The 18,834-nt window shown below is 53.4% G+C and carries 17 protein-coding genes and 1 tRNA gene; 1 reads left to right on the top strand and 17 read right to left on the bottom strand.

The annotated features are described in order from the left end of the window. Positions 1-95 precede the first annotated feature (95 nt). The 14 genes from L462_RS20880 to mngA all read right to left on the bottom strand — a co-directional run bounded on the left by L462_RS20880 (position 96) and on the right by mngA (position 14,503). A tRNA-Lys gene (locus L462_RS20880) sits at positions 96-171 on the bottom strand. 161 nt (positions 172-332) lie between these two features. Next, the gene (gene cpoB / locus L462_RS20885) at positions 333-1,127 is read right to left on the bottom strand and encodes a cell division protein CpoB (protein ID WP_032677703.1); all 795 of its coding nucleotides are present in this window, start codon (positions 1,125-1,127) and stop codon (positions 333-335) included. Positions 1,128-1,136: 9 nt separating this feature from the next. Further along, positions 1,137-1,658: a peptidoglycan-associated lipoprotein Pal gene (gene pal, locus L462_RS20890; RefSeq protein ID WP_003858578.1), complete on the bottom strand. Its 522-nt coding sequence runs from the start codon at positions 1,656-1,658 to the stop codon at positions 1,137-1,139. 35 nt (positions 1,659-1,693) lie between these two features. Beyond that, positions 1,694-2,986, bottom strand: a complete 1,293-nt coding sequence (tolB, locus tag L462_RS20895; protein ID WP_025204648.1) for a Tol-Pal system beta propeller repeat protein TolB — start codon at positions 2,984-2,986, stop codon at positions 1,694-1,696. Between the two features lie 133 nt (positions 2,987-3,119). Then, entirely contained in the window at positions 3,120-4,406 is a 1,287-nt protein-coding gene (tolA, locus tag L462_RS20900) for a cell envelope integrity protein TolA (RefSeq protein WP_025204649.1), read from the bottom strand. 28 nt (positions 4,407-4,434) lie between these two features. Further along, positions 4,435-4,863 (bottom strand): colicin uptake protein TolR, encoded by a 429-nt coding sequence (gene tolR / locus L462_RS20905; protein WP_014169185.1) that lies wholly within the window; start codon positions 4,861-4,863, stop codon positions 4,435-4,437. A 3-nt stretch (positions 4,864-4,866) separates the two neighbouring features. Beyond that, positions 4,867-5,559, bottom strand: a complete 693-nt coding sequence (tolQ, locus tag L462_RS20910; RefSeq protein ID WP_014169184.1) for a Tol-Pal system protein TolQ — start codon at positions 5,557-5,559, stop codon at positions 4,867-4,869. Further along, complete coding sequence (gene ybgC, locus L462_RS20915; protein ID WP_014169183.1) at positions 5,556-5,960, bottom strand: tol-pal system-associated acyl-CoA thioesterase; 405 nt, start codon at positions 5,958-5,960, stop codon at positions 5,556-5,558. The genes tolQ and ybgC overlap by 4 nt, the downstream gene beginning before the upstream one ends. Before the next feature lie 148 nt (positions 5,961-6,108). Beyond that, positions 6,109-6,399 carry a cyd operon protein YbgE gene (ybgE, locus tag L462_RS20920; protein WP_010428735.1) on the bottom strand — a complete coding sequence of 97 codons (291 nt, stop codon included), beginning with the start codon at positions 6,397-6,399 and terminating at the stop codon, positions 6,109-6,111. Next, on the bottom strand, positions 6,399-6,512 hold the full coding sequence (gene cydX, locus L462_RS20925; protein WP_014169181.1) for a cytochrome bd-I oxidase subunit CydX: 114 nt from the start codon (positions 6,510-6,512) through the stop codon (positions 6,399-6,401). Before cydX ends, ybgE begins: the two co-directional genes overlap by 1 nt. Before the next feature lie 14 nt (positions 6,513-6,526). After that, positions 6,527-7,666, bottom strand: coding sequence for a cytochrome d ubiquinol oxidase subunit II (cydB, locus tag L462_RS20930; protein WP_014169180.1), 1,140 nt, complete (start codon positions 7,664-7,666; stop codon positions 6,527-6,529). A 15-nt stretch (positions 7,667-7,681) separates the two neighbouring features. Then, positions 7,682-9,250 (bottom strand): cytochrome ubiquinol oxidase subunit I, encoded by a 1,569-nt coding sequence (gene cydA, locus L462_RS20935; protein WP_020884962.1) that lies wholly within the window; start codon positions 9,248-9,250, stop codon positions 7,682-7,684. 678 nt (positions 9,251-9,928) lie between these two features. Further along, positions 9,929-12,565 (bottom strand): mannosylglycerate hydrolase, encoded by a 2,637-nt coding sequence (mngB, locus tag L462_RS20940; protein WP_032677701.1) that lies wholly within the window; start codon positions 12,563-12,565, stop codon positions 9,929-9,931. A 21-nt stretch (positions 12,566-12,586) separates the two neighbouring features. Continuing rightward, positions 12,587-14,503 (bottom strand): PTS 2-O-a-mannosyl-D-glycerate transporter subunit IIABC, encoded by a 1,917-nt coding sequence (gene mngA, locus L462_RS20945; protein ID WP_032677700.1) that lies wholly within the window; start codon positions 14,501-14,503, stop codon positions 12,587-12,589. Between the two features lie 169 nt (positions 14,504-14,672). Here mngA and L462_RS20950 point away from each other — a divergent pair, with 169 nt between their 5' ends. Then, positions 14,673-15,389, top strand: a complete 717-nt coding sequence (locus L462_RS20950) for a GntR family transcriptional regulator (RefSeq protein ID WP_032677699.1) — start codon at positions 14,673-14,675, stop codon at positions 15,387-15,389. Between the two features lie 83 nt (positions 15,390-15,472). Here L462_RS20950 and sucD read toward each other — a convergent pair whose 3' ends face one another. The 3 genes from sucD to odhB all read right to left on the bottom strand — a co-directional run bounded on the left by sucD (position 15,473) and on the right by odhB (position 18,826). Continuing rightward, the gene (gene sucD / locus L462_RS20955) at positions 15,473-16,342 is read right to left on the bottom strand and encodes a succinate--CoA ligase subunit alpha (protein ID WP_014169173.1); all 870 of its coding nucleotides are present in this window, start codon (positions 16,340-16,342) and stop codon (positions 15,473-15,475) included. Beyond that, positions 16,342-17,508, bottom strand: coding sequence for an ADP-forming succinate--CoA ligase subunit beta (gene sucC, locus L462_RS20960; RefSeq protein WP_006809579.1), 1,167 nt, complete (start codon positions 17,506-17,508; stop codon positions 16,342-16,344). Before sucC ends, sucD begins: the two co-directional genes overlap by 1 nt. 85 nt (positions 17,509-17,593) lie before the next feature. Next, positions 17,594-18,826: a 2-oxoglutarate dehydrogenase complex dihydrolipoyllysine-residue succinyltransferase gene (gene odhB, locus L462_RS20965; protein WP_032677698.1), complete on the bottom strand. Its 1,233-nt coding sequence runs from the start codon at positions 18,824-18,826 to the stop codon at positions 17,594-17,596. Positions 18,827-18,834 lie beyond the last annotated feature (8 nt).

Below are 18,834 nucleotides of genomic sequence, written 5' to 3'. Positions count from 1 at the left end.
GATGACGGGCTCGAACCGCCGACCCCCTCCGTGTAAAGGAGATGCTCTACCAACTGAGCTAATCACCCACTCTGTACTACCGGAACTGCTTTAAGTGGTGGGTCGTGCAGGATTCGAACCTGCGACCAATTGATTAAAAGTCAACTGCTCTACCAACTGAGCTAACGACCCACTTTTACGCTGTTTTCACGTTGTTTGATATCCCGTGGCAACGGCGGCATATATTACTGATTTAAGAATTCAGCGCAACAAAAATTTCGATGAAGATCACTTAACTGCTTACGAATCATGCTGCACGACCAGAAATAACGCGATTTCTGGTCATGCGATAATCATCCCATCGAATTCAGACGTTTTTGCGCCTGCTTCGCACCTTCGGTGCCAGGGAATTTAGCAACCACCTGCTGATAAACCGCTTTCGCTTTCGCAGTGTCACCTTTGTCCTGCATGATGACGCCGACTTTAAACATCGCATCAGGCGCTTTTGGCGATTTCGGGTAATTTTTCACCACTGAGGCAAAATAAAACGCCGCATCGTCCTTTTTACCCTTGTTGTAATTCAGCTGACCCAGCCAATAATTTGCATTGGGCAGATAAGTAGAATCAGGGTATTTCTTCACAAAGTTCTGAAACGCAGCGATAGCGTCATCCTGACGAGATTGATCCTGTACCAGGGCAATGGCCGCGTTGTAGTCCGTATTCGCGTCACCGCTCTGAACAGGCGCTCCCGTCGAGGCCGAAGCATCTGCCGCAGGAGCAGGGGGCGACGTCGCCGCACCGCTCTGATCGCCTGCTGCTGGCTGCGCAGCTGCGCCACCGCTGCTGAGGCTATCCATCTGCAGCAAGATTTGCTTCTGACGTTCCACAACCTGGTTAAGCTGATACTGGCTTTCCTGAATCTGACCACGGAGAGAGTCAATATCGTTTTGGTTGTCGGAAAGTTGTTGCTGGAGTTGGGTTAAAAGCTGACTGTGAGCGTTAGAAATACGCTCGAGTTGAGTGACCCGGTCTTCTACCGAGCCTGAGCCGACACTACTGATTGGTGCCTGAGCAAAAGCGGCCCAGGGGGCCGCTATTCCAACCAGTAACGACAGACTCAACAGATGATGTCTGAAGTTACTGCTCATGCAATTCTCTTAGTAAACCAGTACGGCACGACGGTTTTTGGAGTAAGCCGCTTCGTCGTGACCCAGTACTGCAGGTTTTTCTTTACCGTAAGAAACGATGGAGATCTGGTCAGCAGAAACGCCTTTACCCTGCAGGTACATTTTAACGGCGTTAGCACGACGTTCACCCAGGGAGATGTTGTACTCTGGAGTACCACGTTCGTCCGCGTGACCTTCTACGGTGACTTTGTAAGACGGGTTGCTACGCAGGAAGTTAGCGTGAGCATCCAGCATCGCAGCGAAGTCAGAACGGATGTCGTATTTATCCAGATCGAAGTAAACGATGTTGTTCTGCTGCAGCTGCTGCATCTGAAGACGCGCTTGCTCTTCAGAAGACATGTTGCCATTGCCATTCGCGTCCATACCGGTACCGGCACCCATCATGCCTTCGCCGCTCTGGTCATTGCTTGCATTCTTGTTAGAAGAACACGCTGCGATTGCCATTACAGGCAGAGCGATCATCAGCCCCTTCAGCACTTTGTTCAGTTGCATTTCTATGATTCCTTTAGTAATCAATTAATTATTATTTACAGATACGGCGACCAGGCAGGTGATTTTACCTGTCCATCAGTTGCCGGAATACGCGCTTTGAAACGCCCATCTGTAGAAACCAGATTCAGCACAGATCCCATCCCCTGAGAAGAGCTGTAGATTACCATAGTGCCGTTAGGTGCCAGACTTGGCGTTTCATCCAGGAACGTTGACGACAGAACTTGAACGCCACCCGCTACCAGATCTTGTTTGGCAATGTGCTGCTGCCCACCGTTGGAGCTGACCATTACCATAAATTTACCGTCGCTGCTCACATCTGCGTTTTGGTTCTGCGAACCTTCCCAGGTAATACGCTGTGGAGCACCGCCGTTGACGTTCACTTTATAGATTTGTGGACGACCTGCCTGGTCAGACGTAAATGCCAGGTTCTGGCTGTCCGGGAACCAGGACGGTTCGGTGTTGTTGCTACGACCATCGGTCACCTGGCGAATTTGACCAGAGCCAATGTCCATCACGTACAGGTTCAGGCTACCGGTTTTAGAGAGCGCAAACGCCAGTTTGGTACCGTCCGGAGAGAACGAAGGCGCACCGTTGTGACGAGGGAACGACGCAACCTGGCGAACAGCACCGTTAGCCAGCGTCTGGATAACCAGCGCTGAACGACCGCTTTCGAAGGTAACATAAGCCAGTTTAGAACCGTCCGGAGACCAGGCTGGAGACATCAGCGGCTGAGAAGAACGTTTCACCAGGAACTGATTGTAACCATCGTAGTCAGATACGCGCAGCTCATACGGGAACTGACCGCCATTGGTCTGTACCACATAAGCAATACGGGTACGGAACGCACCTTTAATGCCGGTCAGTTTTTCAAATACCGCATCGCTGGCAGCGTGTGCCGCGTAGCGCAGGTACTGTTTAGTGACCTTGTAAGAGTTCTGTGCCAGAACGGTACCCGGTGCACCGCCGGTATCAACCAGCTGCCAGGCAACGTTGTAAGAGCCGTCCGGGTTAGGTGTAACCTGACCAACAACGACAGCATCAATACCGAGTGCAGACCATGCAGCAGGCTGTACTTCCTGCGCGCTGCCCGGCTGCTGAGGCAGACGAGAACGATCTAATGGGTTGAATTTACCGCTGTTACGCAGGTCAGCCGCAACGATGCCACCGGCATCTTCAGGCGCAGCGCCAGGACCGGCCCACTGGAACGGAACAACACCGATTGGTCGTGCCGAATCCACCCCCTGGGTGATCTCGATACGTACTTCTGCGTGCAGTACTGCTGCCCACAGCATTAAAAAACCAAATGCTACACGTAATGCCTGCTTCATCATATCTCCCTTATCCGGGTAACCTTACCCACGATAATTTAGCAGAATGTTAACAAACCCAAATAGACAAAACTACTAAACCCTGTGACTAACCCTGGTCTATTTTTCCCCGTTTGCACGGGGAAAATGTAACTTAAGGTTTGAAGTCCAGCGGTGCATTTTTAAAGACTTCGTAGACTGCCTGTGACGGCGGCTTAGGCATCTTAGCCTGCCGCGCTGCGGCAAGTGCTGCAGTACATAAAGCGGGATCGCCACCTTCGGACTTAATATCAAGGAGCATGCCATCCGGCGCCAGTTTTATACGCAGCGTGCACGTTTTACCGGTGTAGGAAGACGCATCATAGAATCGGCTTTCGATAGCGGATTTAATCTGCGCGGCATAACCGTTGATTTCTGCACCAGAAGCACCGTTACTCTTAGTGTTACCACTTCCTGTTGGTGCTGCATTGTTTCCTTTCGCACCACCGCCCGCTTTCGGCGCATTCTTACCAGAACTCAGGTCGCCCAGGAGATCGTCAACGCCAGCGGCATCCGCGGCTTTCTCAGCGGCGGCCGCTTTTTTGGCGGCGGCTTTCTCTGCAGCTGCTTTCTTATCGGCAGCAGCTTTTTCTGCTGCAGCTTTTTTGTCAGCAGCCGCTTTCTCGGCGGCGGCTTTCTTCTCTGCTGCGGCTTTTTCAGCAGCGGCCGCTTTTTCTGCTGCAGCCTTCTCGGCAGCAGCCGCTTTCTTCGCAGCATCGGCAGCAGCTTTCTTCTCTGCTTCCTGAGCGGCTTTCTTCGCGGCTTCCGCTTCAGCTTTTTTCTGAGCATCAGCAGCAGCTTTTTTTGCCGCTTCCGCTTCAGCTTTCTTCTGAGCATCAGCAGCGGCTTTCTTCGCCGCTTCGGCTTCAGCTTTCTTCTGAGCATCGGCTGCGGCTTTCTTCGCTGCTTCCGCCGCTAATTTTGCCTGGGCATCAGCTTGTGCTTTCGCGTCCGCCGCGGCTTTGGCTGCCGCCTCTTCCGCCTGCTTCTGCTGTTCCTGAGCTTTCTTCGCGGCCTCTTCAGCTTGCTTCTGCTGTTCCGCCTGCTCTTTCGCCGCTTCCTGCGCCTGCAAACGTTCTTTCTCAAGCTGCTTCAGTCGCTCCTGCTCAGCGGCCTGCTTTTCACGCAGTTCTTCCGCTTGCTGTTGCGCCTGTTTTTCACGCTGCTCTTCAGCCCGTTTTGCACTCGCCTTCTGCTGTTGCTCGCGGTTATAGTTCTGCACTACCGCACCGGGATCCACCATGACGGCGTCAATGGAAGAGCCTCCACCGCCGCCCGATGATGCATCAATGTGCTCGTCGAACGAACTCCAGATCAGCACTGCAAAAAGAATAACGTGCAGCACTGCGGAGACGATTATCGCTCGCTTAAGCTTGTCGTTCTGTTCGGTTGCCTTTGACACTATCGGTTCCCAAAAACTACGCAGATGATCAAATAGGCTGAGTCATTAAGCCAACTGACTTAACGCCCGCGCTATGTAGCAAGTTCAGCGCTTTAATAATTTCATCGTATGGTACGTCTTTCGCGCCACCGATTAAGAAGACCGTTTTCGGATTTGACTCCAGGCGTCGCTGCGCTTCAGCAATAACCTGCTCAGGTGGCAGTTGATCCATACGATCTTTTTCTACCACTACGCTGTATTGCCCTACACCGGAAACCTCAATGATGACCGGAGGATCGTCATTGGTGCTTACCGCCTGTGATTCTGTCGCATCCGGCAGATCAACCTCCACGCTCTGGGTAATGATGGGTGCTGTCGCCATGAAGATCAGCAGCAGTACCAACAGAACGTCCAGCAGTGGAACGATATTGATTTCGGACTTGAGCTCGCGACGATTTCGTCCACGCGATCTGGCCATGGTTTACCCCTTGTTACTCTCGGTACTGGTAAACGCCTGACGGTGCAGAATCGCGGTGAACTCTTCCATAAAGTTGTCGTAGTTCAGTTCCAGTTTATTCACGCGCTGGTTCAGACGGTTGTAAGCCATAACCGCCGGGATCGCCGCAAACAGACCGATAGCGGTCGCAATCAGTGCTTCTGCAATACCCGGGGCAACCATCTGCAACGTCGCCTGCTTCACCGCCCCCAGGGCGATAAAGGCGTGCATAATCCCCCAGACCGTACCAAACAGACCGATATACGGGCTGATGGAACCAACGGTCCCCAGGAAAGGAATATGCGTTTCAAGGTTTTCCAGCTCGCGATTCATGGAGATACGCATCGCACGCGAGGCACCTTCCACGACCGCTTCGGGCGCGTGGCTGTTTGCGCGATGCAAACGAGCAAACTCTTTGAATCCGCTATAGAAAATCTGTTCGGAGCCTACGAGGTTATCACGGCGTCCCTGGCTTTCCTGATACAGACGAGAAAGCTCAATACCCGACCAGAACTTATCTTCAAACGCTTCTGCTTCACGGCCAGCCGCATTGAGGATACGCGTTCTCTGGATGATGATGGCCCAGGATGCGATTGAAAAACCAATCAAAATCAACATGATAAGTTTAACCAGAAGGCTTGCCTTCAGGAACAAATCAAGGATATTCATGTCAGTCACTGCTTAAACTCCGCGACAATAGACTTAGGAAGCGCACGAGGCTTCATTATGGTTGGATCAACACAGACGATCAGGACTTCAGCTGAGTTCAGTACCGTATTTTCTGCATTGACTATCCGCTGCGTGAAAACCATTGAGGTTCCGCGCATTGATGTAATTTCAGTTTGGACTTCGAGCATATCGTCGAGTCTGGCAGGCGCAAAATACTCAAGCGTCATCTTGCGAACCACGAAGGCAACTCGCTCAGCCAACAGCTCCTGTTGACTAAAGTGATGATGGCGCAGCATCTCTGTGCGTGCCCGTTCATAAAAAGCAACGTAGCTGGCGTGGTAAACCACACCCCCGGCATCGGTATCTTCGTAATAGACACGAACCGGCCATCGAAACAGCGTTGTATTCACTTTACATCCCGGTAATGCAACAAAAGTTAGAGCTTTTAAACTTCGCTACTATACGCGCGGGAAAGATGGTTTGGAATGGGAGAAAGTAAACGGAGAGTAAATTTTTATGGGCCAGGGTAAGCCCATATCATTAACGGACATTTCTTATTCAGAAGAAGAAGAAAATCAAGCCAGCGAGAAGCACCAGATCGGCGATAAGTGGGCAGAAAATCCCCTGCCAGTGCACCGCTTTCGGACGAAAGCCTACGCCGTGGATCACACCTGCGCACACCGCCCACATAATGAGGAAGCCGTGCCAGATCTCAAGCTCGCTGGTCTTCGCTGCAAAGCGCGAAGGGTCCCAGAAGATACAACCTGCCAGCAGTAATGCCATCACTAAAGAAAGCGCCCTTAACGGGCGCTTATCCATTACCGCGTAAAGCGTCGCGATAATGTTCATTAGTGTTTGTCTTCACCTGCTTTAGACGCTTCGACGTGCTCAAGCGCCAGGGCAGTAATGACACCAAATGCACAGGCAAGAAGCGTCCCTAAAATCCATGCGAAATACCACATATTCAGCTCCTTACTTAGTACAGAGAATGAGTGTTGCTTTCAATATCTTCTTTCGTGATACGACCGAACATTTTCCAGTAACACCAGGCGGTGTACAGCAGGATAATCGGTACGAACACGCAAGCAACATACGTCATCAGGTTAAGCGTCAGCTGGCTGGACGTTGCATCCCACATGGTCAGGCTTGCATTCATCATCGTGCTGGACGGCATGACGAATGGGAACATCGCGATACCTGCAGTCAGAATAATGCACGCCAACGTCAGTGAGGAAAATACAAATGCCAGGGCACCTTTTTCCAGACGTGACGTCAGTATCGTCAGCAGCGGCAGCAACACACCCAGAGCCGGAATAGCCCACAGAACAGGCATATTGTTGAAGTTCACCAGCCACGCGCCAGCCTGACGCGCCACTTCTTTCGTCAGCGGGTTAGACGGTGCCGTGTGGTTAATTGCAGACGTAATGACATAACCGTCGATACCGTACATCACCCATACGCCGGCCAGTGCGAAGCACACCAGGGTAATAAGCGCAGCAACCTGCGCCGTTGCACGAGAGCGAAGATGCAATTCACCTACGGTACGCATCTGCAGATAGGTCGCACCCTGAGTAATGATCATTGCCACACTCACCACGCCTGCCAGCAGACCAAACGGATTCAGCAACTGGAAGAAGTTACCGGTGTAGTAAAGACGCATGTATTCATCGATGTGGAACGGTACACCCTGCAGCAGGTTACCGAACGCCACGCCAATCACTAGCGGTGGAACGAAGCTACCAATGAAGATGCCCCAGTCCCACATGTTGCGCCAGCGGGTGTCTTCAATCTTGGAACGGTAGTCGAAACCAACCGGACGGAAGAATAAAGAAGCCAGCACCAGAATCATCGCCACATAGAAACCGGAGAACGCAGCCGCGTAGACCATCGGCCAGGCAGCGAACAGCGCGCCGCCTGCGGTGATCAGCCACACCTGGTTACCGTCCCAGTGCGGGGCGATGGAGTTAATCATGATTCGACGCTCGGTGTCATTACGACCGAGGAAACGGGTGAGCATCCCCACCCCCATGTCGAAACCGTCAGTGACTGCGAAACCGATCAGCAGAATACCGACCAGCAGCCACCAGATAAAACGCAATACTTCATAATCGATCATTTGATGACTCCTGTCTTAGCGTGCCGGCTGAGTAGTCGCACCGGACTGCTCGTAGTGATAGCGACCGGTTTTCAGGCTGCTTGGGCCAAGGCGCGCGAACTTGAACATCAGGAACAGTTCAGCCACCAGGAACAGGGTGTACAGACCACAAATCAGCAGCATGGAGAAGATCAGATCGCCTGCAGTCAGAGAGGAGTTCGCTACCGCCGTTGGCAGCACCTCACCGATCGCCCATGGCTGACGGCCATATTCCGCAACAAACCAGCCGGATTCGATAGCAATCCACGGCAGTGGGATACCATACAGCGCGGTACGCAACAGCCATTTTTTCTCACCGATGCGGTTACGAATCACGGACCAGAAGGACGCCGCAATGATCAGCAGCATGATGATGCCGCAGCCCACCATGATACGGAATGCGAAGTACAGTGGCGCCACGCGTGGAATGGAGTCTTTGGTCGCCATCTGGATCTGCGCTTCCGTCGCGTCGGAGACGTTCGGGGTATAGCGTTTCAGCAGCAGACCGTAACCCAGATCTTTCTTCACATCGTTGAACTGGTCACGCACGGCCTGGTCGGTAGAACCCGCACGCAGCTGCTCCAGCAGCGCGTAGGCTTTCATACCGTTACGGATACGGCCTTCATGCTGCACCATCAGCTCTTTCAGACCCGTCACCTGCTTGTCGACGGAGCGGGTAGCAATGATGCCGAGCGCGTAAGGAATTTGAATGGCGAAGCGGTTTTCCTGTGCATCCTGGTCGGGAACACCGAACAGAGTAAAGGCAGCAGGCGCGGGTTGGGTTTCCCATTCGGCTTCGATAGCGGCCAGTTTGGTTTTCTGCACGTCACCCATTTCGTAACCGGATTCATCACCCAGCACGATAACAGAGAGGATTGCAGCCATACCGAAGCTTGCAGCGATAGCAAAGGAGCGCTTAGCAAACGCGAAGTCACGACCACGCAGCATGTAGTAAGAGCTGATGCCCAGTACAAACATCGCACCGCACACATAGCCAGACGCCACGGTGTGAACGAATTTAACCTGTGCGACCGGGTTCAGCACCAGTTCGGCAAAGCTGACCATCTCCATACGCATAGTTTCGAAGTTGAAATCAGACGCGATAGGGTTCTGCATCCAGCCGTTCGCGACCAGGATCCACAGTGCGGACAGGTTCGAACCGAGTGCCACCAGCCAGGTCACCGCCATATGCTGGACTTTGCCCAGACGGTCCCAACCGAAGAAGAACAGACCTACAAAGGTGGATTCGAGGAAGAAGGCCATCAGACCTTCAATGGCCAGCGGCGCACCGAAGATATCCCCAACGTAGTGAGAATAGTAAGACCAGTTAGTCCCGAACTGGAACTCCATGGTCAAACCGGTAGCCACGCCCAGTGCAAAGTTGATACCAAACAACTTGCCCCAGAACTTGGTCATATCTTTATAAATCTGTTTGCCGGAGAGGACGTAGACCGTTTCCATGATGGCCAGCAGGAACGCCATACCGAGCGTTAGTGGCACAAACAGGAAGTGGTACATCGCGGTCAAGGCAAACTGTAAGCGCGACAGTTCGACTATATCTAACATCATGACTCCTTGCTCATCGCATGAAGACTCCGAGAGTGAACCCCGTTAGAAAAGGATTCACACACATGCCCCAATACAAATTATTCGCATCCATGTCGTCGCGCTTAGCCTGAGAAAGGATAAAAGCAATGACGATAGGTTACAAATACGTTAATAAAAAACTCAAATTGATCCCGCAAATATAATACGCTGCAAAACCCTTACAATAAACAGGTTTTTATTGAATCACATTTACGTTTTTCGACGGCGATCAATTTATAGCAAAATTACCACTTTTCAGCCATTTTGATCGGGGACAATTTACCGCCTTTCGACACCTTTTTCCAAGGATTAAACTTTGATTTAAATCAAAAAGCACCGTTTCTGTTAACCATGTTTAAATGTGGTGTGAATGGTAAAAACCTTGTTAATGCTATGTGTACGACGAGATATTTGGAGTTATCAAAAGCAAGAAAGAATATAAACAGACGTGATTTATTTTAACGCTGAAGAACAACGCATCTTTACATTCGCGTTAACGTATAAAGGTAGTCGTCAGCGCGTTTTTTTTCCATTATGCGACGACAGCCGCAGATAATTACATTTATTTTACCTGCGACACGCTTAAAATTAACACCTCAATGTGACTATTCAATAAAAAAGGCTGCCCTGCGTGCAGCCTTTTGTTCACTTCAGACGCTACCTTTCCGTTTTCAGGCTAAAAGTCCGCGATTGCCCAGGCCTGAACAGGCCCGTAATGCCCTTTTCTTCTCCCCTGCCTGCCAGCACCTGTTCATTTAAATCCGTCTCGCAACAGCCTTTAAGGGTCTGATTCCACGATAAAGAGGCATCACAGGACACAGATTCCGACGGATTGAACAGACGAAGGATAAGCGCGTCCCGATCCTCCGCCTTTTTTATCGCGCTCATAACACAGCCTGTCGGCGAAAGGGTCAGCAGGCTGTATCTGTCCGGCGTGCTGAACGGCGCACGGTTAAGCTTCATGGCATCCCAGGGGATTTTGTTATAACACTGGACGGGGGTAAGCCACGCTTTCGCCTGCTGAGCAACGCCGGCGTTCTCGGGAGAGCCGCTAAAACTCAGAAGGCTAAAACGGCAATCGAGCCTGCCCCGAAGCTGCGAGTCCGGAACGGCCATTTTTATGCCGGACGGTCGGCCCGGGCGCAACAGCAAATCTTTCTTTCCCAGCACGCCCACACCGCGTAGAAGGGTCAGAGCAAACGCTTTTTCTGCCTCCCCGACCACTTCAAATTCGCGTAACCCTTCTGTGAACAGGGCAAGCCCGTTTCGTTTCTGCTGCAGCACGGCGTAGTTAAGTAAATTCCAGACGGGAACCGGTGCCTCTTTCCAGCCCTCTTCTTGCCAGTTAGCCATCGCGTCATCGCGAACCGGGCGCGTTATGGAGCCAAACTGCGTATCTGACAGTACCTGCTCCGTCATAAACGGCGTCGGGATAAGCACGCGGACCCGGTGATCGTCAGCCTGATTATCCAGACGCGCCACAACATCTACACGCCTGCTGTTATGGCTGAGTGTAACCTCAAATTCCACCGCAAGAGCGCCATTGCGCAGGCGGGCCGACCGCTCGGCCAGGTTTGCCGGAACGGCGATGCGATGCTGGATCACCGCCCTGCTCTGCCAGGCTTCCTGTATCACCTCAACATGATGCTGCCCGTGCGCTGAAGTGAGCCGCCACTCTTCCCGGGAAGGCGAGTAGTCGTACTCATCGCCATCATCCGACCCCTCTTCAATTTCCAGTACGCGGTCATAAATAAGTCCGGATTCTTTATCACGCAGGCGCAGCGTGCCATCGTCATTTATATCAATTTGCCAGAAGGCGTTTTCCAGCAGAGCATCCGTTTTTGCCCTCGCGGGAAGCCTCTTTTCAGGAGCCTGGGGCTCGATGTAAAGCGTGCGGTATCCCATCGCGGGCAGGATCTGACAGATTTGGATATCAAACTCCATAAACGGATCGTAATTACCATAGTGCACGATTTGCCGGTCAATCAGCCCCGGGTCAATTTCCCGGGCGCGGCGAATAAAACAGGGGATCTCATTGCCTTTATCATCCCGCAACCGGAACTGGCTCGCGCGCAGACGAAGGGTGGTGTTAATCACCTCTTCACGGGGCCAGGGCATCAGATTGAACATCACCAGCTTGTCGGCCTCGCTTTGCGGCATATTGTCGACAATCTTGCGCATCGAGAAACGCGTGAGGTTATCGGCCATGTCTTCAGCGAGCGCAAACCGGGCCATAATCTCACGATGCACTTTGTCGCTGCAGCAGCAGCCAATGCTGTCGTGAGCATGATTCTTGAGGATCTCTTTCCACATTTTCTCCAGCAAACCGTGGTGATACTCGAAGCCCAGCATCCAGGCGAGGGCCGCCAGCGGTTCGAGGATATTCACGATTTTGTTTTCAATGCGGGCATGGGCAATTTTGATGTCCATCCGTGTGGAGCCGATTGTCCGGTGTACACGCATGTATTTGCCGTCGATAAACTCCCCTTTCAGCGTCGCCAGTTCGTCACGGTGCGCTTCAGTATGTTCAAAGACCTCCTCAAACCGGCTCATCACAAATTTCCGCTGCGGGTAAATCTTTCGAAGGGTATCCATCACCGCGAAAATGTTCTGCTGGAGGGGCATCTGGTCGTGACCGTTAGGCAGCAGAATCTCTTTCGTCACGGAAGCGTTCTCCAGCAATGTAAGCCAGGTATCGAGCCGTTTACGCAGCCCCGCTTCATCCTCCGGTAAGTACTTACCAATCGCGTAGCCCAGCGGTAGTACCTGCGCCGTAACTTCGCTGCCGTCTGCGCTCTGCCATAAAAATTCTGTTTTATCGGTGCCGTGACGCTCAGAACATCCGCGCCAGAACAGCGTGCGGGTGATACCAAAGCCGTTATAGATATGCGGAAGTTGCCCGGACATGCCAAACGAATCCGGCAGATACCCTATTTTCATCGGCTCACCAAATTCCATGCAGTCGCGCATCCCATACATCAGATTGCGAACGATCGATTCGCCGCTGACTATCGTGGTGTCGGTCTGGGTATACCACGGCCCGATAATCAGCTTTCCGCGCTCAACCAGCGCTTTTATCCGGGGCCGGTTGTCCGGCACGACGGCGAAGTAATCCTCCAGTACCGCGGTCTGTCCATCAAGAACGTAGTATTTATACTCTTCGTCCTGCTCCAGACGGGTCAGGATCTCCTCCATGTTATTGACCAAAAGGATCCGTGACGCTTCGGTGGTGAAATACCACTCACGGTCCCAGTGCATATGTGGCGTGATATGAACGCGAGATACAGCTTTCATCTTCGTTTCCTGTAAATGAATTTATGGCGTGACGTCTTCCGTCAGGTATTTGCCTTTTTTTACGCCCTGACGTCGCCAGAACAGTAAGATGAGCGTAGAGAGCGTCGTTCCCCCCAGCGCAGCGCCAAACCAGCCTGCCGCCGCGATCGCGCCACCCATCCCCGCGTCATGCAGTAAAAAGAGAGAGAAGATGCCCGCTCCCGGCGTAGACAACCCGATGCCCATTGCACCGATAATCGCCCCTGTTGCCATCGAGCCAACAACAAACGAGCCAATCACCCGCAGCGGATCTTCAATGGCCATCGGAATTGCCCCTTCGGTGATCCCCGCAAGGCCCAGCAGCCACGTCGACTTGCCGGTTTCGATTTCAAACGGTTTAAAGAGATGCGGTGCCAGCATGGTTGAAGCCGTGACGGTAAAAGCCGAGACCATTTTGACGGAAGCAAAAATGGCATACGGCCCGTAAACGCCGTTGGCCATGGCCCCCAGACAGAACGCATAGGCCGCTTTGTTGACCGGTCCCCCTAAATCGAACGAGCACATAAAACCGAGCAGAGTGCCCAGTAGCAGCGCATTGGCACCGGAGAGCCCGTTAAGCCATGCCGTGAGGGAGGTGTTGATCCACGCGACCGGCTCGCCGATCACGAACAGCATCAGGCTGCCCGCGCCCAGCACGCCAATCACCGGGTAGAGGTAATAGGTTAAAAAACCGTTATAGCGCTGACTCAGACGGATATGGTTTTTCACCCAGCGCATCAGATAGCCGGCAATCAGGCCACCTGCAATCGCCCCTAAAAAACCTGAACCGATCATATTGGCGGCAAGACCGGCCGCAAAACCCGACGCCAGAGCAGGTTTATCTGCCAGCGAGTAGGCGGTATACGCGGCCAGTACCGGCACCATTAACGTGCCTAACATCCCCCCGCCGAGTTTGCGATACATCCACAGCCATGAGTTCTCTTGCTCAAACAGATGCTGTAATCCCAACATCTGTGCCAGCAATACCGCGACGGCCAGCACCGTGCCTCCCGCCACAATCAGCGGCACGGCAAAGGAAATACCGCTGAGCAGGGCCTGCTTAAGCTCCGTTTTAAGGCTTTTGCTCACATCATTGCCGGTTTGCACATGGCGATGCGTTCCCTCGGGGGGTAAGGCCAACGCACGCTTAATAAGCGCTTCGGCATGGCGAAGCGGTTCCGCGACCGGCACGGACAGCGTCGGGATACCCTGAAAACGCTCGCTCTCTTTGAGGGCCACTTCTGCGGCAATGATACAGGCCTGCGCAGTGCGTAACTGCTGCGCGGTCAACCGCCCTTCGATACCGTTCGCCCCCTGCTTTTCCACCACCACGTTTACGCCAAGCTTACGCCCCGCTTTTTCCAGATACTCAGCGGCCATATAGGTATGCGCAATGCCGGCGGGGCATGCAGTTACACAAACGATGGTTGGCGCATCCACGAACGCGACAACGTCATCTTCCTGTGGCGCATCGTCCAGCGCGGCGAGTAGCGCTGCTGCCGTGGTAGCCGCCATGACGCGCGCCCGAAGAGTTTCATCCGCCAGACGAGAAGTAAGTTCCGTCAGCACCTGGATATGGGTTGAGCCAGCTTCAGTCGGCGGAATGGCAAGCAGGAAAATCAGCTCGACATTTTCCGGGCCATCCACGCCTTCCCAGTTCAGCGGTTCACGCAGGGTGGCTACGGCAAAAGCCGCCTCTTTCACCACCGCTGATTTACCATGCGGGACTGCCAGCCCTTCGCCGAGCGCGGTAGGGCCTAGCGATTCCCGATGAAAGACTTCGGTTAAAAACGCATTGCCGTCGGTAATTTTGCCGAGCGTCACCAGCCGCATCGTGAGCTGGCGTATTGCTTCATCACGACTGGTGTACTGCGCCTGCACGCAGACAGCGTCGGGATGGGTCAGGGTCGTCAGGTTCATCAGGATCCTCACACTCAAGGGGAATTATTCCGGAGCAATTGTGACAGACAAACTAATACCTTTATGTGATCATTTTCACTAACACCAACAATTTGTATTTAATTTGTATTATTTACAAATTCTGTGCTGGAGGCATAATTCCGTGAAAAGGTATTAGAAGGCAGACGACATGGGCAATAAACCGATGTACCGGCAGATAGCGGATGCGCTTCGCGAGAAAATTACCGCCGGCGAGTTAAAACCCGGTGACGCGTTACCGACGGAATCCAGCCTGCAGGAGACATTTAGCGTCAGTCGCGTCACGGTGAGGCAGGCACTGAAGCTCCTCACTGAAGAGCAGATTATCGAGAGCATTCAGGGCAGCGGTTCCTATGTGAGAGAGGAGCGCGTCAATTACGACATTTATCGGCTTACCGGCTTTTATGAAAAACTGGCGGACCGAAACGTCGATACCCACAGCGACGTAAAAACATTCGAAGTGATCAAAGCGGATGTGAAACTGGCTGAGACGCTTAACATTCGCCCGGATGACAAAGTGTGGCATGTCAAACGGGTCCGCTTTATTAAGCAAAAACCGGTGAATCTGGAAGAGACGTGGATGCCGCTGGCGATGTTCGCCGACCTCACCTGGGAGGTGATGGAAAATTCCAAATATCACTACATCGAACAGATCAAGAAAATGGTTATCGATCGCAGTGAACAGGAACTGGTTCCGATCATGCCCTCTCAGGAGGCGATCGACGCGCTGGCGCTGGATCCGGCAAAACCGATACTGGAAAAGGTGTCACGCGGCTTTCTGAAGGATGGGCGGGTGTTTGAATACAGCCGTAACGTGTTTAACAGCGACGATTACAAATTCACGCTGGTCGCGAAACGCAGGCATTAAAAAAGGCCGCTTTACAGCGGCCAACCATGTCGAAACGGACACTTATTACTTCAACGCTCCCTTTTACAGGGAGCAGAGAGGATTTACTTAATGATGGATTTCAGTGCTTCGCCGATATCCGCCAGGCTGCGAACGGTTTTCACGCCTGCGGCTTCCAGCGCGGCGAATTTCTCATCAGCCGTACCTTTACCGCCTGCGATAATCGCGCCTGCGTGACCCATACGCTTACCTTTCGGCGCTGTCACACCTGCAATATAACCGACCACCGGCTTGGTCACATGTTCTTTGATATACGCAGCCGCTTCTTCTTCTGCGCTACCGCCGATTTCACCGATCATCACGATCGCTTCGGTCTGCGGATCTTCCTGGAACATTTTCAGGATATCAATGAAGTTAGAACCTGGGATAGGGTCACCACCGATGCCCACACAGGTGGACTGGCCGAAACCGTAGTCGGTAGTCTGCTTAACCGCTTCGTAGGTCAGCGTACCGGAACGGGAGACGATACCCACTTTACCCGGTTTGTGAATGTGACCCGGCATGATGCCGATTTTGCATTCGCCTGGGGTGATAACGCCCGGGCAGTTCGGGCCGATCATGCGCACGCCCGCTTCATCCAGCTTCACTTTCACGGTCAGCATATCCAGCGTCGGGATACCTTCGGTGATGGTGATGATGAGCTTGATGCCCGCGTCAATCGCTTCCAGAATCGAGTCTTTGCAGAATGGAGCCGGAACGTAAATAACGGTCGCGGTCGCGCCCGTCGCTTCAACTGCTTCGCGCACGGTGTTGAATACCGGCAGGCCCAGGTGCGTGGTGCCGCCTTTACCTGGCGTTACGCCACCAACCATCTGCGTGCCGTAGGCAATCGCCTGTTCGGAGTGGAAAGTCCCCTGGCTACCGGTGAAGCCCTGGCAGATAACCTTGGTATCTTTATTAATTAAAACTGACATTATTTCCCCTCCACTGCGGCAACAACCTGCTGAGCTGCATCCGTCAGACTTTTCGCTGCAATAATATTCAGGCCGCTGTCAGCCAGTTTTTTCGCGCCGAGTTCAGCGTTGTTACCTTCCAGACGCACCACAACCGGGACGTTAACACCCACTTCTTCTACCGCACCGATGATACCGTCTGCGATCAGGTCGCAACGCACGATACCGCCGAAGATGTTAACCAGCACGGCTTTGACGTTGTCATCAGAGAGGATGATTTTGAACGCTTCGGTTACACGCTCTTTGGTTGCGCCACCGCCCACGTCGAGGAAGTTTGCAGGCTCACCGCCGTGCAGCTTAACGATGTCCATGGTGCCCATCGCCAGGCCTGCGCCGTTAACCATGCAGCCGATGTTGCCATCCAGCGCCACGTAGTTCAGTTCCCACTGTGCAGCCTGCGCTTCACGCGGGTCTTCCTGAGACTGGTCGCGCATTTCACGCAGATCCGGCTGGCGGAACAGTGCGTTGCCGTCAGCGCCCAGTTTGCCGTCGAGGCAGATCAGGTCGCCCTGAGTGGTGATGACCAGCGGGTTGATCTCGATCAGCGCCAGGTCGCGCTCCAGGAAGATGGTGGCCAGACCCATGAAGATCTTGGTGAACTGCTGAACCAGCTTGCCTTCCAGACCCAATTTGAACGCCAGCTCACGGCCCTGGTAAGGCATTGGGCCTGCCAGCGGATCGATCGCCACTTTGTGGATCAGGTGTGGCGTCTCTTCTGCCACTTTCTCGATTTCCACGCCGCCTTCGGTAGACGCCATGAACACCACACGACGGGAGCTACGGTCAACAACCGCGCCCAGGTACAGTTCTTTCGCGATGTCAGTTGCAGCTTCAACCAGGATCTGGTTGACAGGCTGACCGTTCGCATCTGTCTGGTACGTTACCAGACGCTTGCCGAGCCAATGTTCAGCAAACGCACGAATCTCTTCTTTACTCTTAACAACCTTCACACCGCCCGCTTTACCACGGCCACCAGCGTGAACCTGACACTTAACTACCCAAGGGCCGGAACCGATTTTAGATGCGGCTTCTTCTGCTTCACGCGGGGTAGTACAGGCATAACCCACCGGAGCCGGTAAGCCATACCGGGCAAACAGCTGTTTGGCCTGATATTCATGTAAGTTCATGTGTTCTATCCATCCTTCAGGTAATCGTTAGGTAGTGCTTTTGTAGGCCCGGCAGACAACGCGCCGCCGGGCAAGACTGCTAAAACTAGACGTCCAGCAGCAGACGCGTTGGATCTTCCAGCAGCTCTTTAATGGCAACCAGGAAGCCCACGGACTCGCGGCCGTCGATCAGACGGTGATCGTAAGAGAGTGCCAGATACATCATTGGCAGGATCTCCACTTTGCCGTCTACCGCCATTGGACGATCTTTAATGGCATGCATACCCAGGATCGCGCTCTGCGGCGGGTTGATGATCGGGGTAGACATCAGTGAACCGAAAACGCCGCCGTTGGTAATGGTGAAGTTACCGCCGGTCAGATCGTCTACGGTCAGCTTGCCGTCGCGACCTTTTACAGCCAGCTCTTTAATCTTTTTCTCGATGTCAGCCATACCCAGAGTATCGACATCACGCAGAACCGGGGTAACCAGACCACGTGGCGTAGAGACTGCCATGCTGACGTCGAAGTAGTTGTGGTAAACCACGTCATCGCCATCGATAGAGGCGTTAACTTCCGGGTAGCGTTTCAGCGCTTCAACAACCGCTTTCACGTAGAAGGACATAAAGCCCAGACGGATACCGTGACGTTTTTCAAACGCGTCACCGTACTGCTTACGCAGGTCCATGATTGGCTTCATATTCACTTCGTTGAAGGTGGTCAGCATCGCGGTGGAGTTTTTCGCTTCCAGCAGACGCTCAGCCACACGCTTACGCAGGCGAGTCATCGGCACGCGTTTTTCGCTACGGGCACCCAGCGCAGGCTGTGCTGCCGGCGCCGCTGCCGCTGCCGCTGCTGGCGCTTTAGCTTCTGCCTGAGCAGGGGCTTTCGCCAGGTGCTTCTCGATATCTTCACGGGTCAGACGACCACCGACACCGGTGCCTTTAATGGCAGCCGCATCCAGGTTGTGCTCGGCCAGCAGGCGACGGATCGCCGGGCTGAGCGCGTCGTTAGTTTGCTCTTCCAGAGAGGCCTGCTGACGCTGGGCTGGGGTAGACGCTTTTTCGTCAGACTTCGCGCTGGACTCTTTGCCCGCGCTGTTGCCTTCACGCAGGCGACCCAGGATCTGACGGGAGGTTACGGTTGTCCCTTCGTCTTCCAGGACTGCATCCAGAATGCCATCCGCTGAAGCCGGTACTTCCAGTACCACTTTGTCAGTTTCGATTTCTACCAGCACTTCATCGCGCTTAACGCTATCGCCCGGTTTTTTGTGCCAGGTGGCGACGGTCGCATCTGCTACGGACTCAGGCAGGTCGGGAACAAGAATATCTACGCTACTCATTATGTATC

It is taken from the genome of Enterobacter sp. BIDMC 26 (assembly GCF_000534435.1).
Lineage (GTDB): Bacteria > Pseudomonadota > Gammaproteobacteria > Enterobacterales > Enterobacteriaceae > Enterobacter > Enterobacter ludwigii.
This window is presented reverse-complemented; position numbering and strand designations above follow the sequence as displayed.

What these genes read in the sequence shown, in the direction of transcription:
- cydX (WP_014169181.1), bottom strand. Translation starts at nt 6,512, where the DNA reads ATGTGGTATTTCGCATGGATTTTAGGGACGCTTCTTGCCTGTGCATTT.
- cpoB (WP_032677703.1), bottom strand. Translation starts at nt 1,127, where the DNA reads ATGAGCAGTAACTTCAGACATCATCTGTTGAGTCTGTCGTTACTGGTT.
- sucC (WP_006809579.1), bottom strand. Translation starts at nt 17,508, where the DNA reads ATGAACTTACATGAATATCAGGCCAAACAGCTGTTTGCCCGGTATGGC.
- cydA (WP_020884962.1), bottom strand. Translation starts at nt 9,250, where the DNA reads ATGTTAGATATAGTCGAACTGTCGCGCTTACAGTTTGCCTTGACCGCG.
- ybgE (WP_010428735.1), bottom strand. Translation starts at nt 6,399, where the DNA reads ATGAACATTATCGCGACGCTTTACGCGGTAATGGATAAGCGCCCGTTA.
- sucD (WP_014169173.1), bottom strand. Translation starts at nt 16,342, where the DNA reads ATGTCAGTTTTAATTAATAAAGATACCAAGGTTATCTGCCAGGGCTTC.
- mngB (WP_032677701.1), bottom strand. Translation starts at nt 12,565, where the DNA reads ATGAAAGCTGTATCTCGCGTTCATATCACGCCACATATGCACTGGGAC.
- cydB (WP_014169180.1), bottom strand. Translation starts at nt 7,666, where the DNA reads ATGATCGATTATGAAGTATTGCGTTTTATCTGGTGGCTGCTGGTCGGT.
- odhB (WP_032677698.1), bottom strand. Translation starts at nt 18,826, where the DNA reads ATGAGTAGCGTAGATATTCTTGTTCCCGACCTGCCTGAGTCCGTAGCA.
- L462_RS20950 (WP_032677699.1), top strand. Translation starts at nt 14,673, where the DNA reads ATGGGCAATAAACCGATGTACCGGCAGATAGCGGATGCGCTTCGCGAG.
- mngA (WP_032677700.1), bottom strand. Translation starts at nt 14,503, where the DNA reads ATGAACCTGACGACCCTGACCCATCCCGACGCTGTCTGCGTGCAGGCG.
- tolR (WP_014169185.1), bottom strand. Translation starts at nt 4,863, where the DNA reads ATGGCCAGATCGCGTGGACGAAATCGTCGCGAGCTCAAGTCCGAAATC.
- tolB (WP_025204648.1), bottom strand. Translation starts at nt 2,986, where the DNA reads ATGAAGCAGGCATTACGTGTAGCATTTGGTTTTTTAATGCTGTGGGCA.
- pal (WP_003858578.1), bottom strand. Translation starts at nt 1,658, where the DNA reads ATGCAACTGAACAAAGTGCTGAAGGGGCTGATGATCGCTCTGCCTGTA.